We start from the raw sequence: 14,740 nt of genomic DNA, 5'->3' as shown, positions 1-14,740 counted from the left end.
ATTATAATGATTGGTACCTGGGGAGTATCAATCACGGCTTAGGGTAAAGAACCCATAGAAAAAAGGCCGGATCGGCATGTTACCGATCCGGCCCTGTAAATTAAACCAGTTCCTTGGCCGCTTTGACCAGCGCATCGGCGGTGATGCCGAAATGCTCGTAAAGGACCGGGGCCGGTGCCGAGGCACCAAATCCGTTCATGCCGATAACCTTGCCGTTATCGCCAACATATTTTTCCCAGCCAAACACCGAAAGGGCTTCGATGGCAACGCGCGGTGCGCTGCCCAGAACGTCCTTGCGGTATTCCGGCGACTGGGCGTCAAACAGTTCCCAGCTCGGCAGCGAAACAACAGCAGCATTGATGCCGTCTGCTTTGAGTTTCGCCTGCGCGTCCATCGCGATCTCGACTTCCGAACCGGTCGCGATCAGGGTGACCTGACGGTCGCCATCGCAATCGGAAATCACATAACCGCCGCGCGCGACAAGGTTGTCTTCGCGGTATTCGGTGCGCAGAACCGGCAGGTTCTGACGGGTGAGCGCCAGAACGGTCGGGCCGGTTTCGTTGGTGATCGACATTGCCCATGCTTCGGCGGTTTCAACCGCATCGGCCGGGCGGATCACGGTCACGTTCGGCATGGCGCGAAGCGACGCAACATGTTCGACCGGCTGGTGGGTCGGGCCGTCTTCGCCAAGACCGATGGAATCATGGGTCATGACGTAAACAACGCGCTGGTTCATCAGCGCCGAAAGACGGATCGCCGGGCGGCAATAGTCGGTGAACACCAGGAAGGTGCCGCCATAAGGCAGAACGCCACCATGCAGTGCCAGACCGTTCATGGCTGCTGCCATGCCGTGTTCACGGATACCGTAATAGATGTAACCACCTTCATAGCCGCCATCCGCGGTGATCGGCGCCTGAACACTGGTCTTGGTGTTGTTCGAACCGGTCAGGTCGGCAGAACCGCCGATCATTTCCGGGATCGCCTTGGTCAGCACTTCGAGAACATTCTCGGATGCCTTACGGGTTGCGACCTTCGGCTTGTCTTCGGTGATCTGCTTTTTGTAGTCGTTGAAGGCTTCGATCCAGTTTTCCGGAAGCTTGCCTTCGATGCGGCGCTCGAACTCGTCTTTCAGGGCTGCTTCCAGACCTTCGAAACGCGAACCCCATGCATTGAAGTCCTCGGCACCGCGCGCGCCTGCTGAAAGCCATGCGTCACGGACGTCTGCCGGGATTTCAAACGGCTCGGAATCCCAGCCGAGTTTCTTGCGTGCACCAGCAAGTTCTTCAGCACCAAGCGGGGAGCCGTGCGTTGCCGAGGTGCCACCCTTGGTCGGTGCGCCAAAACCGATTTCGGTTTTGCAGGCAATCATCGACGGCGTGTTGGTGGTTTTGGCTTTGGCAATCGCGGCTTCGATCGCGGCCGGATCGTGGCCGTCGATCTGCTGAACGTCCCAGCCAGCAGCTTCAAAGCGCTTCTTGTGATCTTCGGAGGTCGAAAGCGAGGTCGGGCCATCAATCGAAATGCCGTTGTCATCGAACAGAACGATGAGTTTCGACAGTTTCATGTGACCGGCCATCGAAATGGCTTCCTGCGAAATACCTTCCATCAGGCAACCGTCACCGGCAATCACATAGGTGTAGTGGTCAACAACGCTGTCACCGAAGCGGGCATTCATGATGCGCTCGCCAAGGGCGAAACCGACCGAGGTCGCAATACCCTGGCCGAGCGGGCCGGTGGTGGTTTCAATGCCTTCGCCGTGGCCGTATTCCGGGTGGCCCGCGGTGCGGTAGCCCATCTGACGGAAATTCTTGATCTGATCAAGATCGAAGTCTTCGTACCCGGTCAGGTGCAGAAGCGAATAAAGAAGCATCGAACCGTGACCTGCGGACAGGATGAAACGGTCGCGGTCCGGCCAGTTCGGGTGCTTCGGATCGAATTTCAAGAATTTGGTATAAAGAACAGTCGCAACGTCTGCCATGCCCATCGGCATGCCCGGGTGACCGGATTTGGCCTTCTCAACAGCGTCTGCCGAGAGGAAGCGGATGGCATTGGCCATGCGGTTGTGTTCTACTTGCGTCGTCATGTGATGCGGTTCCTGGGGGTTTCGCGGTCGGGCGATGAAAACACTTTTCCATTTATTAACGGAATTCGCGCGGAAGATGCCCTTACAGGGGGCATACGTCAACCGCTTCTATCGAAAATCTGCCATGTTATCTTGATTCAGATTAACCACGCCGCTCTTCGCCATCGCAGATTGGCCGTACTGTTGACCAGTTTAGCGCGCCAGTTCTATGTTTTGAACACGGGCAGGGGATCGGGCATCGTTGACGCGGTTTGACTTCGCCGGGGCAAAACGGTTGTTGATCGGAATCTGTGATGTTAAATCAGCCATGATCATGACATCTTCGACAGGTCAGATCGGTTTTCGATGAGTCGCCGCAGACAATCAATGTCTGCGTTCTTTGGGTAAACAGCAAACATTCGGGTAGGGTTATGTCGCGGTTGCAACAGGCAAGTGATCGGCTGAAAGCAGCATTGGAACGTCTGGAAACGGTTGCGGAGTCGGCAATCGAAGCCAAAAGCCAGACTACAGACGCTGACACGGCAGAGGTCGAAACCCTGCGCGGGCAACTTTCGGCACTGCGCGAAGATTACGACCGGCTTTGCCGCACCACCGAAACGGTTTCAAACCGCCTTGATGGCGCTGTTGATCAGCTCAAACTCGTCCTTGACGAAGAACCCGCAAAGAAACAGGCATAATTCATGGCACAGGTTTCCATTCGTATTAACGGTCGCAGCTACGACATCGCATGTGACGACGGCCAGGAAGAACGCATTCACGCGCTTGCCAGCTATGTCGACGAGCGGGTCAAGGAAATCTCCGATGCGGTGGGCCAGATCGGTGAACAGCGTCTGCTTGTCATGACAAGCCTTCTCATTGCCGACGAGCTCAGCATGGCACAGGAAAAACTCAATACCGGCCAAAGCCCGGCGGTTGCAGAGGTCGGCAGCCTGTCTGCCGCCGAAGGTGACGCACTGGCAGAAAATATCGAAAGCATGGCCGAACGGGTCGAGGTGCTTGCCGATCGTCTTGGCAAAGGCTGATCAGGCGACTGTTTTCTGCTGCATGGCTGGTGTGATCACGGGCTGAATTCATGCAATCTACTTGAAATTCAGCTGGTCGAGGACTAAGTTCCGGTCGCTGACAGTTTGCGATGCGTCGTTCGCGGCGATCAAGAACCCAGCACAAGGGAGCTGCCCTGTTCGTCAGGTTCGCTAATTCCCGGGGCCGATGCTCATTTCTCTAGGGAGCTGTCCCTGTCGAGGCCGTGGTCTCGTTATACGGCGCCCACCTGCACTCGCAGGTCACGAGGAATTACCAAATGGCCAACGGCAGTGGTGGCTCCCGCTTATTCTGCTAATAATCCCTTTTCCATTTCGTGATGCCGGTCATGCGTCCCGGGGCAGGGTGCATTAAACGAAACATGTCTGCCTGCTGGCTGACGCAATACAGGAAGCACAATGCGTTTACTTCATCTTGGCGACGTTCTGGGGCAGTCCGGTCGCAAGGCAGCGCTTGAAGCGCTCCCGATGCTACGTGATCGGTTGTCGGTTGATATCGCGGTGGTGAATGTCGAAAACGCAGCGCACGGCTTTGGCGTCACGGCAAAAATCTGCAAGGAATTCTATGACGCTGGTGCCGATGTCCTGACCACGGGCAATCATGTCTGGGATCAGCGCGAAATCATCGCCTATATCGACGAAGATGAAAAACTGCTGCGTCCTTGGAACTTCCCCGATGGTACGCCCGGCAACGGTGATTATGTCTTCAAGACCAAGTCGGGCAAGAAGGTCTGCGTGATTAACATGATGGGCCGTCTGTTCATGGATCCGTTATCCTGCCCGTTCCAAGGCGCAGACAAGCTGTTTAACAAGCATAAGCTTGGCAAGAATGTCGATGCCTTGATCGTCGATTTCCACGCCGAAACCACGTCGGAAAAAATGGCGTTTGGCCATCATTGTGACGGGCGTGCGTCGCTTGTGCTGGGAACTCACACCCACGTGCCGACGGCCGATGCCCAGATTCTGCCAAATGGTACCGGCTATCAGACCGATGTTGGCATGTGCGGCGATTTTGATTCCGTCATTGGCATGAAAAAGGAAAACTCGGTTCGCAAATTCATCACCAAGATGCCGTCCGGCCGGTTCGAACCGGCAGAGGGGCCGGCAACGGTCTGTGGCGTTTACGTTGAGACAGACGACAAGACCGGGTTGGCAAAGCGGATTGAAGCGGTGCGCATCGGTGGCCGCCTCAAGGGCAGCTGGCCCAGCGCCTGACGCCAAGGTGACTTTCAACCGATCAAAGAAAAAGGCCCGCCAGATGACGGGCCTTTGTCGTTTCAGGTGTGCGGTTTTGATCAGGCTGCGCGATCACGGGCCTGCTGACGCAGATCATCAAGGATGACAGTAATGCGCGTGCGCAGTTCACTGACTTTCTCGGATGCCGAACGCGACGTGTTCAGGACTTCGCCAGACAACTGGCCGGTGCGGCCGGTTTCGTTGGCAACCTCGGCAATCGATGCCGACACAGCGCGCGTTCGGTCCGCCGCACCACGCACGTTGCGCGTGATTTCGTCAGTTGCGGCCCCTTGCTGCTCGACTGCGGCCGAAATCGTCGTTGCAATCTCATTGAGGCTATCAATGATCGAGCCGATTTCGCCAATGGCGGTGACAGACTCACCGGTTGCTTTCTGAATGCCGGAAATCTGGCCCGAGATTTCCTCGGTCGCCTTTTCGGTCTGGTTGGCAAGGTTTTTGACCTCTGCCGCGACAACCGCAAAGCCCTTGCCCGCATCACCGGCACGTGCCGCCTCGATGGTGGCGTTCAGAGCCAGAAGGTTGGTCTGCTCGGCAATGTCGGTGATCAGCGCGATCACCTCGCCAATGCGGCTTGCCGACTGCGACAGGCTGTTGACCAGTTCGTTGGTGTGTTGTGCGCGTTGCGCGGCTTCGTTCGAAATACGCGTGGTTTCCGCCATCTGACGGTTAATCTCCGCGTTCGAGCTTGAAAGCTGCTCGGTGGCGGAGGCAACGGTTTCAACATTGCCGGTGGCTTCATCGGCCGATTTCGACACCTCGTCACTCTGACCCGAAACCAGTTCGGCACTGTCGGTCATCTGACCTGATACGCCTTGCAGCTGTTCGGCAAGGGTGGCGATTTCAGTCACCGCACTTTCGACCTCACCCTGCAGGGTATCGGCAAGTGACAGCAATTCATCGCGCAGTGCCTCGTTGCGTTCGCGGTTCAGGCGCTCTTCCTCGGCCTGCATGTCGCGGACCTTGATCGCGTTTGCCTTGAACACATCAACCGCACGGCCCATGGCAGAAATCTCGTCATTGCCACCTGATGGAACGGCCGCGTCAAGATCGCCATCAGCCAGCGAAATCATCGATTTCTGTAGACCGGCGAGGCGACGCAACAGGTTGCCACGCACATAAACCAGATAGATCAAAAGCGGAATAATGATCGCCGCGGCACCAACGCCATACATCACCAGCGAGCTTTGCTGGGTCAGGGTGCTTGCGGTGTCGGCAGATTTGTCGACACCCGATTGAAGATCGGCGACAAGCGCGTTCACACCATCTTCCATCGCGGCGGCAAATTCGGCGCTGTCTTCAACGATGTCGATCTGGTCGTCGGCCAGCTTAAGTTCTTCGCTGCGAAGCGAAGAAATGCTTTTGCGGCCCATTGACAGCTTTTTGATATCGCCAAGCAGGCCTTCATAGAATTTCTTGAGCTTCTCGTTCTCAAGTTCGCCAATGGTATTGGCAACGACACCAACCGCCCCACGGACCTGAACGCCCATGATGCGAAGCTGCATGCGATCATCCGATGATGCAGCGGACAGAACGGTATTGCTGATTTCAGCACCACTGTTGGCAAGCTGCAGGATAGGGGCCTGGGCGGCCATCAATTCATCAAGTTTGAACAGAAGTCCCTTGGTTGAGGCTTCCTGTTCATCGGTCAAGAAAGCGCCGGCCTGACGCAGATCATGAACCTGACTGGTGACTTCGGTGATTTTGGTTTGGGATGCCGACAGGATCGGCTGGATCATCGAGTTGTATTTGCCGGTCAGTTGCTGGAACTTCGCAAGAGAATCCGAAAGTTGGCCTGCGACCTCGAAACGTTCAATCGTCGTGTCATGAAGTTCCTGAAGCGACTCAGCAAGGCTTTGGCCATTGGTCTCGATCACCGACAGCGTTTCTTCCGGAAGCCCGGACTGGCTCAGCACCGCAAGATTTTCCTGCAAGTTTGCAAGCATCACGTCAAGGTCCGCCTTGACCGCCTGTTCTTCTTCAACGGTGGATGCCGCGATAATGCGTGGTGCGGAGGCCACAATTTTCGCACTGGTTGTTGCAAGCTGCTGGGCAGCAAACATTGGCGGAAGTTGCTCGTAGGCAATCGTGTCAAGCTGGTTGCCGAATTTGGTAAAAGAGAAGACCGATACAGCCGCAGCCAAGATTGCAATCAGACCGACAAGAAAGAAGGCACCCGCCAACTTTTCACGTACGCCAAGCCCTGCTTTGTTCGTCTTTGTTGAGTTCTTCTTTTTTGACGATGACGGCTTTGCGCCGCGCTTGAAACTTAAACCCATAATTAAACCTACCCCGTAGACCAAAGAGACAAGCGTCGCCACATATGGTGCCGACGCATGTATGTACGTCGTCTGAACGTTTGTTCCCAGCCAACCCACTTTGGGGAATACCCGATATCCGACCCTGACAGGATCTCGGGAAATTTGGGGCCTGATCTATTATTATTGTTGTCCGATATAGCACAGGAATCGCATCGGGATCATGAATTTTCGGCCAAACCTGTACGGCTGTATAAAATTCAGGATTGCGCAAAGTGGCTTTTCGCAGCGACTGCACTTTATTTCGGATCGAAAGACGCTGCTTTCAATGTGATCGTCAAACAAAAAGGCCCGCCAATGGCGGGCCTTTTGTCATCAAGTTTTGCCTGTGATCAGGACGCTGCGCGATCATGTGCCTGTTTGCGCAGATCATCCAGAATGCCGTTGATCCGCGAACGCAGGTTTTCGACCTTCTGCGATGCATCCTGTGCGGTTGCCAAAACCTGACTGGACAGTTCGCCTGTCTTGCTGGTTTCATTGGCAACCTCGTTGATCGAGGCCGATACAGAACGCGTGCGATCCGCAGCCCCGCGCACGTTGCGCGTGATCTCGTCGGTGGCGGCACCCTGTTCCTCGACCGCAGCCGAGATGGTGGTCGCGATCTCATTGATGTTTTCAATGATACGGCCGATATCGCCGATGGCATTGACGGACTCACCGGTGGCTTTCTGAATGCCCGAAATCTGACCCGAGATTTCCTCGGTCGCTTTTTCGGTCTGGTTGGCAAGGTTTTTGACCTCTGCCGCGACAACCGCAAAGCCCTTACCTGCATCCCCGGCACGTGCCGCCTCGATGGTGGCGTTAAGTGCCAGAAGGTTGGTCTGCTCGGCAATGTCGGTGATCAGTGCGATCACCTCGCCAATGCGGTCTGCAGACTGTGACAGGCTGACCACCAGTTCGTTGGTTTCCTGTGCGCGGTTGGATGCTTCGTTCGAGATACGGGTCGATTCCGCCATCTGACGGTTGATTTCCGCATTCGATGCCGACAGCTGTTCGGTCGCAGCCGCAACCGTTTCAACGTTGCCGGTTGCTTCCTGTGCAGAGCTTGCAACTTCTTCGGTCTGACCCGAAACCAGTTCCGCACTTGACGTCATCTGACCGGAAACGCCCTGAAGCTGATCACCAAGGGCCGCGATTTCGTTCACGGCACTTTCAACTTCGTTCTGCAGGGTGTCGGCCAGTGCCAGCAACTCATCACGAAGTGCTTCGTTGCGTTCATGGTTAAGGCGTTCTTCCTCGGCCTGCATGGCCTGGACCTTAAGGGCGTTGTCCTTAAAGACATCAACCGCACGGCCCATGGCGCTGATTTCGTCATTGCCCTTGGACGGCACGACGACATCAAGGTTGCCATCAGCAAGCTGAACCATGGTTTTCTGCAAACCACCAAGGCGGCGCAGAACGTTGCCACGCACATACAGCACATAAATCGCAAGCGAGATAATGATGGCTGCGACGGCAACAACAAACAGGGCGGTCAGGCTCTGTTTCTCGACGACCTTCGCCTGGGCGGCGGCATCGTTGACTTCTGCATTCAGACCGGCAACCAGTTCGGCAACGCTGTTACGCATTGCGTTGGCATATTCGCCACTCTGCACTACAAGCGCCTGGCTTTGTTCGGTGGCCTCAAGTTCACGTTTGCGCAGTTCAGGCAGGCTGCCTTCACCAACCGACAGCTTCTGCATCTTGTCGATCAGATCGACATAGAATGCCTTGAGGCGATCGTTATCAAGCTCATCAAGCTTGCTCAGCGCATCGGTGTACGTGCCACGAATACGCACCGGAATGATCGACAGGCGCACCGCCTGGGTTTCCGTGGTGCTGGAAATGATCATGTTTGATGCGGCAGAACCCAGACGCTCGATATCAAGGATCGGTGTACGCGTCTCGATCGCTGATGCGAACTTCTGGAAGGACTCAAGGATTTCTTCTTTGTCCGCGCTGTATTTCTTTGAAGGGTCTTCTTCAAACGACGCGGCGTATTCGCTGCCTTGGGCGATGTCGTTCTGGGTATAGGACAGCACTGGCTTTAAGGTGTCACCATACCGTTTCGCCAGATTCTGGAACTCTTCGAGTTTCGCGGCTTTTTCGTCGCTGATCTGGAAACGTTCCTGGGTCACTTCGTGCAGCTGTTTGAGGTTATCCTCAAGCAGGGCGCGATTGTCGTTGATGCTTGCAATAACCGCGGGCATAAAGCCGGTCGCTTCAATTTCGGCGATGCGGACATTAAGCTCTTCAAGACGAACCGCAAGTTCTTCGTTAATCGCGGTTTCTTCTTCCGGATTGGCAGCGGCCACGATGCGCGGCGCAATGGCGACAATTTCTGCACTTCCGGTTGCCAGTGACTGAGCCGCGGCAATCGGCGGAAGCTTCTCTTCGGTAATGGTATTAAGCGCATTACCGAACTGATTGAAGGAAATAGCACCGACAATGGCAGAAATCACTGCCATCAATCCGACCACAGCAAACGATATCAAAAGTTTGCTTTGGACCCCGAATTTAGTTCCCATTCTATCTAACCTTTTTCCTGGCTGTTTCCGTATGGCTTCTTTGTCCATTCCGGTTGTTTATGGCACCGCAGGATCATATGCAGTCCTGCGTTAGGCGACAGCTTGGCCCTAGAGAGTATTCTGCTTTAGTTTAATATCTACACCAGAGAACATTAATGAAAGAATATCAAGACGTCTGCAACATCTATCCGCGTATAGTGCGCGACTATCCCGGGATAGGTTGGTTATGATTTCGATGCATCCAGCCCCAAAAACCTGCCCCTTACGCCCGATATTTGGCGATCTCGCCAAGCATGGCTGGACCTTGCTGGGTAAACAGGATATAGGAGCGGTCGAAATTTTCGTTCGCGTATGTCGCAGATATGAATGTGTCATCCTGCACATGCCCGGACGGGCTGGTCTGTCAGGGAACGCCCGTATGACCGGCGTGGTATCACCCGATACCGTTCCACTTCGAATTCATTGACGACAGGTTACAGGTTATGGCCGGCCATTCCCAATTTAAGAACATCATGCACCGCAAAGGTGCGCAGGATAAAAAGCGCGCCAAGATCTTCACCAAACTCGCGCGTGAAATCACTGTTGCCGCGAAAATCAGCGAAGATATCGATAGCAACCCGCGTTTGCGTGCGGCGATTTCTGCGGCCCGTGCCCAGAACATGCCCAAAGACAACATCGATCGTGCCATCAAAAAGGCGACCGGTGCAGGCGAGGGTGATAACTATGAAGAAGTCCGCTACGAGGGTTATGGCACCGCTGGCGTTGCCGTCATCGTCGAAGCACTGACCGACAACCGTAACCGTACCGCATCTGAAGTACGTGCAGCCTTTACCAAGCATGGCGGCAACCTGGGTGAAACCGGTTCGGTCGGCTTCATGTTCAACCGTGTGGGCGAAATCGTCTATCCGATCGACAAGGCCGATGCTGACGAAATCTTCGAAGCGGCCCTTGAAGCCGGTGCTGCCAATGCGGAGTCCGATGATCAGAACCACGTCATCGACACCGAGATCGAAGACCTTAACGCTGTGCGCGAAGCCCTGACCGAAAAATTCGGCGATCCGGAAAGCGCAAAGCTGGTCTTCCGCGCCACCACCGAAGCCGACATTTCGGTCGAACAGGCGCAAAGCATCATGAAACTGGTCGATGTGCTTGAAGATAACGACGACGTCCAGAATGTCTGGACCAACGTTAACTGGACCGACGAAATCGTCGCTGGTCTCGATAACTAATTAATATTTGCCAACACCCGCCTTTCGCTTTTGAATGGCGGGTGTTTTGTATCTGGAACCCGCTTTTTTGGGGGATGTAGTGGTCAGAGTGCTCGGGATTGATCCCGGTCTGCAACGAACCGGTTGGGGCGTCATTGACCTCGATAACAATCGTATGCGCCATGTTGCCAATGGCGTGGTGACGTCCACCCAGTCATTGACCCTTGCCGAACGCCTTGATCAACTGCACACCGGCCTGATCGAAGTGATCCGGATCTGGACACCCGACGAGGCCGCGGTTGAAGAAACGTTCGTGAATAAAAACCCGGTTTCGACCCTGAAACTGGGGCAGGCGCGTGGTGTTGCACTGCTTGCGCCTGCGCGCAGTGGCATTCCGGTAACGGAATATACACCCAATGCCGTCAAAAAGACTGTGGTTGGTGCCGGTCATGCTGCCAAACAGCAGGTCGAAATGATGGTTTCAACCCTTCTGCCGGGATGTGACATTGCCGGGCCGGACGCCGCAGATGCTCTTGCGGTTGCCATATGCCACGCGCAACATGCCGGGAACCGGTCGCTGGCCAATTCGATGGCAGCACACCCAACACGAAACGGGAGAAAATACAGGTGATCGCCAAACTGCGCGGAATTGTGGATTTCATCGGCGAAGACAGCGTCATTATCGATGTCAACGGCGTGGGCTATCTGGTTTTTGCATCCCGCCGCACGCTTTCGATGCTGCCGCCCAAGGGCGGCGATGCTGGCCTGATGATCGAAACCCACGTTCGCGAAGATCACATTCATCTCTATGGCTTTGCCGATAACGCCGAAAAACAATGGTTTGCCTTGCTCACCACCGTTCAGGGTGTCGGCGCAAAAGTCGCGCTGGCGTTGTTGTCGGTTCTGACCCCGACCGATCTTTTGCGCGCACTGGCCGCCCAGGATACCACGGCCCTTTGCCGCGCACCGGGAATCGGCCCCAAGGTCGCAACCCGTATCGTTGGCGAACTGAAAGACAAGGCCGCGAAACTGAACCTTGGCCCGGTTGCAGCCCCGGCGGCCCCCGCCGTCGAAGACGCAAAGCCAGCCGAAAAATCCAAGAAATCAGCCAAGGCCACCAAAGATGTGAGCATCGACACAGCGCCAGCCGAACCGGTTGTAGATGATAGCGTCGTTTTGGCAGACGCGGTATCGGCATTGGTCAATCTTGGCTATGGCCGGTCCGAAGCATTTGGTGCGGTGGGCAAGGCCGCCCAGCAGGCGGGCGACGACAAGTCGATCGATACCCTGATCCGTCTGGGACTAAAGGAGCTTAGCGCGTGAGCGAAGAAGAAGACCGTCTGCTCAGTGGTGAGCGCCGCGAAGAAGATCATCAGGATGGATCGCTGCGTCCCCGTCGGCTTGACGATTTTACCGGCCAGAAAGAAGTCCGTGAAAACCTTGATGTCTTCATCAAGGCCGCCAGCGCGCGCGAAGAAGCCATGGACCATGTCCTGTTCTTTGGCCCGCCGGGACTTGGCAAAACCACGCTTTCGCAAATCGTTGCCAGTGAGCTCGGTGTTGGCTTTCGCGCAACATCCGGCCCGGTGATTGCCAAGGCCGGTGATCTAGCAGCCCTTCTCACCAATCTTCAGCCGCGTGATGTTTTGTTCATTGATGAAATCCATCGCCTGAACCCGGCGGTGGAGGAAATCCTTTATCCGGCAATGGAAGACTTCCAGCTTGATCTGATCATCGGCGAAGGGCCGGCTGCGCGCTCTGTGCGGATTGATTTGCCGCCCTTTACCCTGGTGGGTGCCACCACGCGTTCGGGTCTTCTGACCACGCCATTGCGGGATCGTTTTGGTATTCCGCTGCGCCTTCGGTTCTATGAGCCCGAAGAACTGGTCAGCATCGTTGCCCGTGGAGCACGACTTTTAAATTTCGACATGACCGAAGAAGGCGCGATGGAAATCGCCCGTCGGTCACGTGGCACCCCGCGTATTGCCGGTCGTCTGTTGCGTCGCGTACGTGATTTCGCGGCCGTGGCAGAAAAATCGCCAGTCGACAAATTCATTGCCGACGCGGCCCTGACCCGGCTTGAGGTCGATAACCTTGGCCTCGATAGCCAGGACAGACGATATCTTAATTGTATCGCCAGCAACTATGGCGGTGGTCCGGTTGGTGTCGATACGTTGGCCGCCGCCCTGTCCGAAGAACGCGATACCATCGAAGACGTGATCGAACCTTATCTGCTGCAACAGGGCCTGATCCAGCGTACCCCGCGCGGGCGCATGCTGGGCGTTAAGGGCTTCAAGCATCTTGGTCTGACCCCGCCACGCCAGGCGGGCGGGATGCCGCTTTCCGATCTGTTTGACGGGCAGGCGGGGGAAGAATCCTGATGGCCCAAAATGATCATGACGCCATTCTTGGCCGCTTCGAAGGCAAGCGGCATATCTATCCGCTGATTGTCTATTACGAGAACACGGATGCCGGTGGCGTCGTCTATCACGCCAACTATTTAGCGTTCGCCGACCGGGCACGTTCAGCGATGCTTAACCTGTTGGGCTTTACCAATCGAAATATTGCAGAACGCCACAAAGTTGCCATAGCCGTTCGACAGTGTACGCTCGACTTTCGACGTCCGGCACTTTTGGAAGACCGTATTACGGTCGAAAGCCGGGTGATCAAGGTTGGGGGCGCATCGCTTGGTTTTGAACAAAAGATTATGCGGGGCGACGACGAACTGGTGGTGATCGAGATTTATCTCGCCTGCATGTCGTTGGAAGAATTTCGGGCACAACGTCTGCCCGACGAACTAAGAACAGTATTTAATAGTTGTCTTGATGTGACAAAGGACTGACGGGAATATGGAAAATCAAGTGGTCGACGCGGTAACGCTGGGGCAGTCGGTCATGGCACATGATATGTCTCTTTGGGGACTTTTCATGCAGGCTGGGCTGGTCGTCAAAACAGTGATGATCGGTCTTTTGCTGGCTTCTGTCTGGGTTTGGGCGATTGTCTTCGAGAAAATCCTGCGGTTGCGCAAATTGCGTGCCCAGGCAAACACCTTCGAAGAAGCCTTCTGGTCGGGTGGATCACTTGAAGATCTGTATGATCGCATCGCCGACAAGCCGCGCGATCCGATGTCAGCCATCTTTGTTTCGGCCATGCGTGAATGGCGTCGTTCGAACGCAAAGGGTGTCCATGGCGACACCATGCGTGCCCGCCTTCAGCAGCGCCTTGAAAAATCCATGGAAATCACCCTTGGTCGTGAAATGGACCGGGTGGAACGGTATATGACCTTCCTGGCATCCGTTGGTTCGACCGCACCGTTTGTTGGTCTGTTCGGCACGGTCTGGGGCATCATGGTTTCGTTCCAGTCGATCGCGGCATCCAAGAATACCTCGCTTGCGGTTGTCGCACCGGGTATTGCCGAGGCCCTTTTTGCAACGGCCATGGGCCTTGTTGCTGCGATCCCGGCTGTGGTTGCCTACAACAAGATTTCCAGCGACCTGAACCGTTACAGCAACCGCCTCGAAGCTTTCGTGGACGAGTTCTCCTCGATCCTTTCGCGCCAACTTGACGACACGAGAGACTGATTATGGGCGCACAGCTTGCCAAATCAGGCGGAGGACGCCGTCGCGGTCGCCGGAGTAACCGGCGGGCAGCGATGAGTGACATCAACGTCACCCCGATGGTCGACGTCATGCTGGTGTTGCTGGTGATCTTCATGGTCGCAGCGCCGCTGATGACTGTCGGGGTCGAGGTTGATCTGCCGGAAACCAGTGCCGCACCGATGACCGGCCAGGATGAGCCGCTGGTGGTGTCGGTTTCTGCCGAGGGCACGATCTACATCATGGATAGCGAAATCGCGCAGGACACCCTGACCGAAAAGCTCGCCGCCATTACCGACAACAAGGCCGATACCCGCATCTTTGTCCGCGGTGACAAGACGATTGATTATGGCCGTGTGATGGAAGTCATGGGCCTGATCAAGGATGCCGGTTTCACCAAAGTCGCCCTGATCGCCGAATTGCCGGCAAAGGGTTCGTAAACGAATCATGCTGCGTTACGCTCTCATATCGCTTGGTCTGCACGCTGTCCTGTTTCTGGTGGCGTGGCTTGGGCTGCCCGATCTGTTTGATGAAACACCGTTGGAATTGCAGTCCATTTCGGTTGAAGTCGTGACAGTGGACGAATTTTCCGCGGCCCCGACCAAGGCTTTGCCAAAACCGGAACCCAAAGAGGAACCGAAACCAAAGCCGACCCCGAAGCCGGAACCCAAGCCAGAGCCAAAACCGGAACCAAAGCCGGAACCAAAGCCGGAACCCAAGCCTGAGCCGAAGCC

At 55.6% G+C, this 14,740-nt stretch carries 13 protein-coding genes, 1 other RNA gene and 1 pseudogene; 12 read left to right on the top strand and 3 right to left on the bottom strand.

From position 1 onward, the window contains the following. Window positions 1–100: 100 nt before the first annotated feature. On the bottom strand, window positions 101–2,083 hold the full coding sequence (gene tkt, locus B2T33_RS04915; RefSeq protein ID WP_197145222.1) for a transketolase: 1,983 nt from the start codon (window positions 2,081–2,083) through the stop codon (window positions 101–103). A gap of 410 nt (window positions 2,084–2,493) precedes the next feature. Here tkt and B2T33_RS04910 point away from each other — a divergent pair, with 410 nt between their 5' ends. The 4 genes from B2T33_RS04910 (at window position 2,494) to B2T33_RS04895 (ending at window position 4,338) form a co-directional block, all read left to right on the top strand. Further along, on the top strand, window positions 2,494–2,760 hold the full coding sequence (locus B2T33_RS04910; RefSeq protein WP_197145221.1) for a hypothetical protein: 267 nt from the start codon (window positions 2,494–2,496) through the stop codon (window positions 2,758–2,760). A 3-nt stretch (window positions 2,761–2,763) separates the two neighbouring features. Further along, window positions 2,764–3,105, top strand: a complete 342-nt coding sequence (locus B2T33_RS04905) for a cell division protein ZapA (protein ID WP_008891369.1) — start codon at window positions 2,764–2,766, stop codon at window positions 3,103–3,105. 144 nt (window positions 3,106–3,249) lie between these two features. Then, a non-coding RNA gene (gene ssrS, locus B2T33_RS04900) (6S RNA) lies at window positions 3,250–3,410 on the top strand. A gap of 112 nt (window positions 3,411–3,522) precedes the next feature. Next, complete coding sequence (locus B2T33_RS04895; protein WP_197145220.1) at window positions 3,523–4,338, top strand: TIGR00282 family metallophosphoesterase; 816 nt, start codon at window positions 3,523–3,525, stop codon at window positions 4,336–4,338. Window positions 4,339–4,418: 80 nt separating this feature from the next. Here B2T33_RS04895 and B2T33_RS04890 read toward each other — a convergent pair whose 3' ends face one another. Both B2T33_RS04890 and B2T33_RS04885 read right to left on the bottom strand, forming a co-directional pair. Continuing rightward, entirely contained in the window at window positions 4,419–6,521 is a 2,103-nt protein-coding gene (locus B2T33_RS04890; protein ID WP_339660699.1) for a methyl-accepting chemotaxis protein, read from the bottom strand. Between the two features lie 506 nt (window positions 6,522–7,027). Then, complete coding sequence (locus B2T33_RS04885; protein WP_286791298.1) at window positions 7,028–9,202, bottom strand: HAMP domain-containing methyl-accepting chemotaxis protein; 2,175 nt, start codon at window positions 9,200–9,202, stop codon at window positions 7,028–7,030. 482 nt (window positions 9,203–9,684) lie between these two features. Here B2T33_RS04885 and B2T33_RS04880 point away from each other — a divergent pair, with 482 nt between their 5' ends. The 8 genes and pseudogenes from B2T33_RS04880 to B2T33_RS04845 form a co-directional block, all read left to right on the top strand. Beyond that, complete coding sequence (locus tag B2T33_RS04880; protein ID WP_120225029.1) at window positions 9,685–10,431, top strand: YebC/PmpR family DNA-binding transcriptional regulator; 747 nt, start codon at window positions 9,685–9,687, stop codon at window positions 10,429–10,431. Between the two features lie 34 nt (window positions 10,432–10,465). After that, window positions 10,466–11,041, top strand: a complete 576-nt coding sequence (gene ruvC, locus B2T33_RS04875) for a crossover junction endodeoxyribonuclease RuvC (RefSeq protein WP_051007649.1) — start codon at window positions 10,466–10,468, stop codon at window positions 11,039–11,041. Further along, window positions 11,038–11,733, top strand: a complete 696-nt coding sequence (ruvA, locus tag B2T33_RS04870) for a Holliday junction branch migration protein RuvA (protein ID WP_286791297.1) — start codon at window positions 11,038–11,040, stop codon at window positions 11,731–11,733. The genes ruvC and ruvA overlap by 4 nt, the downstream gene beginning before the upstream one ends. Further along, a complete protein-coding gene (gene ruvB, locus B2T33_RS04865) occupies window positions 11,730–12,791 on the top strand; it encodes a Holliday junction branch migration DNA helicase RuvB (protein ID WP_008891376.1) in 1,062 nt (353 codons plus the stop codon). The genes ruvA and ruvB overlap by 4 nt, the downstream gene beginning before the upstream one ends. Then, window positions 12,791–13,252, top strand: a complete 462-nt coding sequence (locus B2T33_RS04860) for a YbgC/FadM family acyl-CoA thioesterase (protein WP_286791296.1) — start codon at window positions 12,791–12,793, stop codon at window positions 13,250–13,252. The genes ruvB and B2T33_RS04860 overlap by 1 nt, the downstream gene beginning before the upstream one ends. Window positions 13,253–13,259: 7 nt before the next feature. Further along, window positions 13,260–13,991, top strand: a complete 732-nt coding sequence (tolQ, locus tag B2T33_RS04855) for a protein TolQ (protein ID WP_008891378.1) — start codon at window positions 13,260–13,262, stop codon at window positions 13,989–13,991. A gap of 2 nt (window positions 13,992–13,993) precedes the next feature. Next, entirely contained in the window at window positions 13,994–14,446 is a 453-nt protein-coding gene (gene tolR, locus B2T33_RS04850) for a protein TolR (RefSeq protein ID WP_040824151.1), read from the top strand. A gap of 7 nt (window positions 14,447–14,453) precedes the next feature. Then, a pseudogene (locus B2T33_RS04845) lies at window positions 14,454–14,740 on the top strand (energy transducer TonB); the annotation flags it as partial.

Origin of the sequence: Thalassospira sp. UBA4513 (genome assembly GCF_002388495.1) — a bacterium.
Lineage (GTDB): Bacteria > Pseudomonadota > Alphaproteobacteria > Rhodospirillales > Thalassospiraceae > Thalassospira > Thalassospira tepidiphila.
This window is presented reverse-complemented; position numbering and strand designations above follow the sequence as displayed.

What these genes read in the sequence shown, in the direction of transcription:
- B2T33_RS04895 (WP_197145220.1), top strand. Translation starts at nt 3,523, where the DNA reads ATGCGTTTACTTCATCTTGGCGACGTTCTGGGGCAGTCCGGTCGCAAG.
- B2T33_RS04905 (WP_008891369.1), top strand. Translation starts at nt 2,764, where the DNA reads ATGGCACAGGTTTCCATTCGTATTAACGGTCGCAGCTACGACATCGCA.
- B2T33_RS04880 (WP_120225029.1), top strand. Translation starts at nt 9,685, where the DNA reads ATGGCCGGCCATTCCCAATTTAAGAACATCATGCACCGCAAAGGTGCG.
- tkt (WP_197145222.1), bottom strand. Translation starts at nt 2,083, where the DNA reads ATGACGACGCAAGTAGAACACAACCGCATGGCCAATGCCATCCGCTTC.
- ruvC (WP_051007649.1), top strand. Translation starts at nt 10,466, where the DNA reads ATGGCGGGTGTTTTGTATCTGGAACCCGCTTTTTTGGGGGATGTAGTG.
- tolR (WP_040824151.1), top strand. Translation starts at nt 13,994, where the DNA reads ATGGGCGCACAGCTTGCCAAATCAGGCGGAGGACGCCGTCGCGGTCGC.
- B2T33_RS04910 (WP_197145221.1), top strand. Translation starts at nt 2,494, where the DNA reads ATGTCGCGGTTGCAACAGGCAAGTGATCGGCTGAAAGCAGCATTGGAA.
- B2T33_RS04860 (WP_286791296.1), top strand. Translation starts at nt 12,791, where the DNA reads ATGGCCCAAAATGATCATGACGCCATTCTTGGCCGCTTCGAAGGCAAG.
- B2T33_RS04885 (WP_286791298.1), bottom strand. Translation starts at nt 9,202, where the DNA reads ATGGGAACTAAATTCGGGGTCCAAAGCAAACTTTTGATATCGTTTGCT.
- tolQ (WP_008891378.1), top strand. Translation starts at nt 13,260, where the DNA reads ATGGAAAATCAAGTGGTCGACGCGGTAACGCTGGGGCAGTCGGTCATG.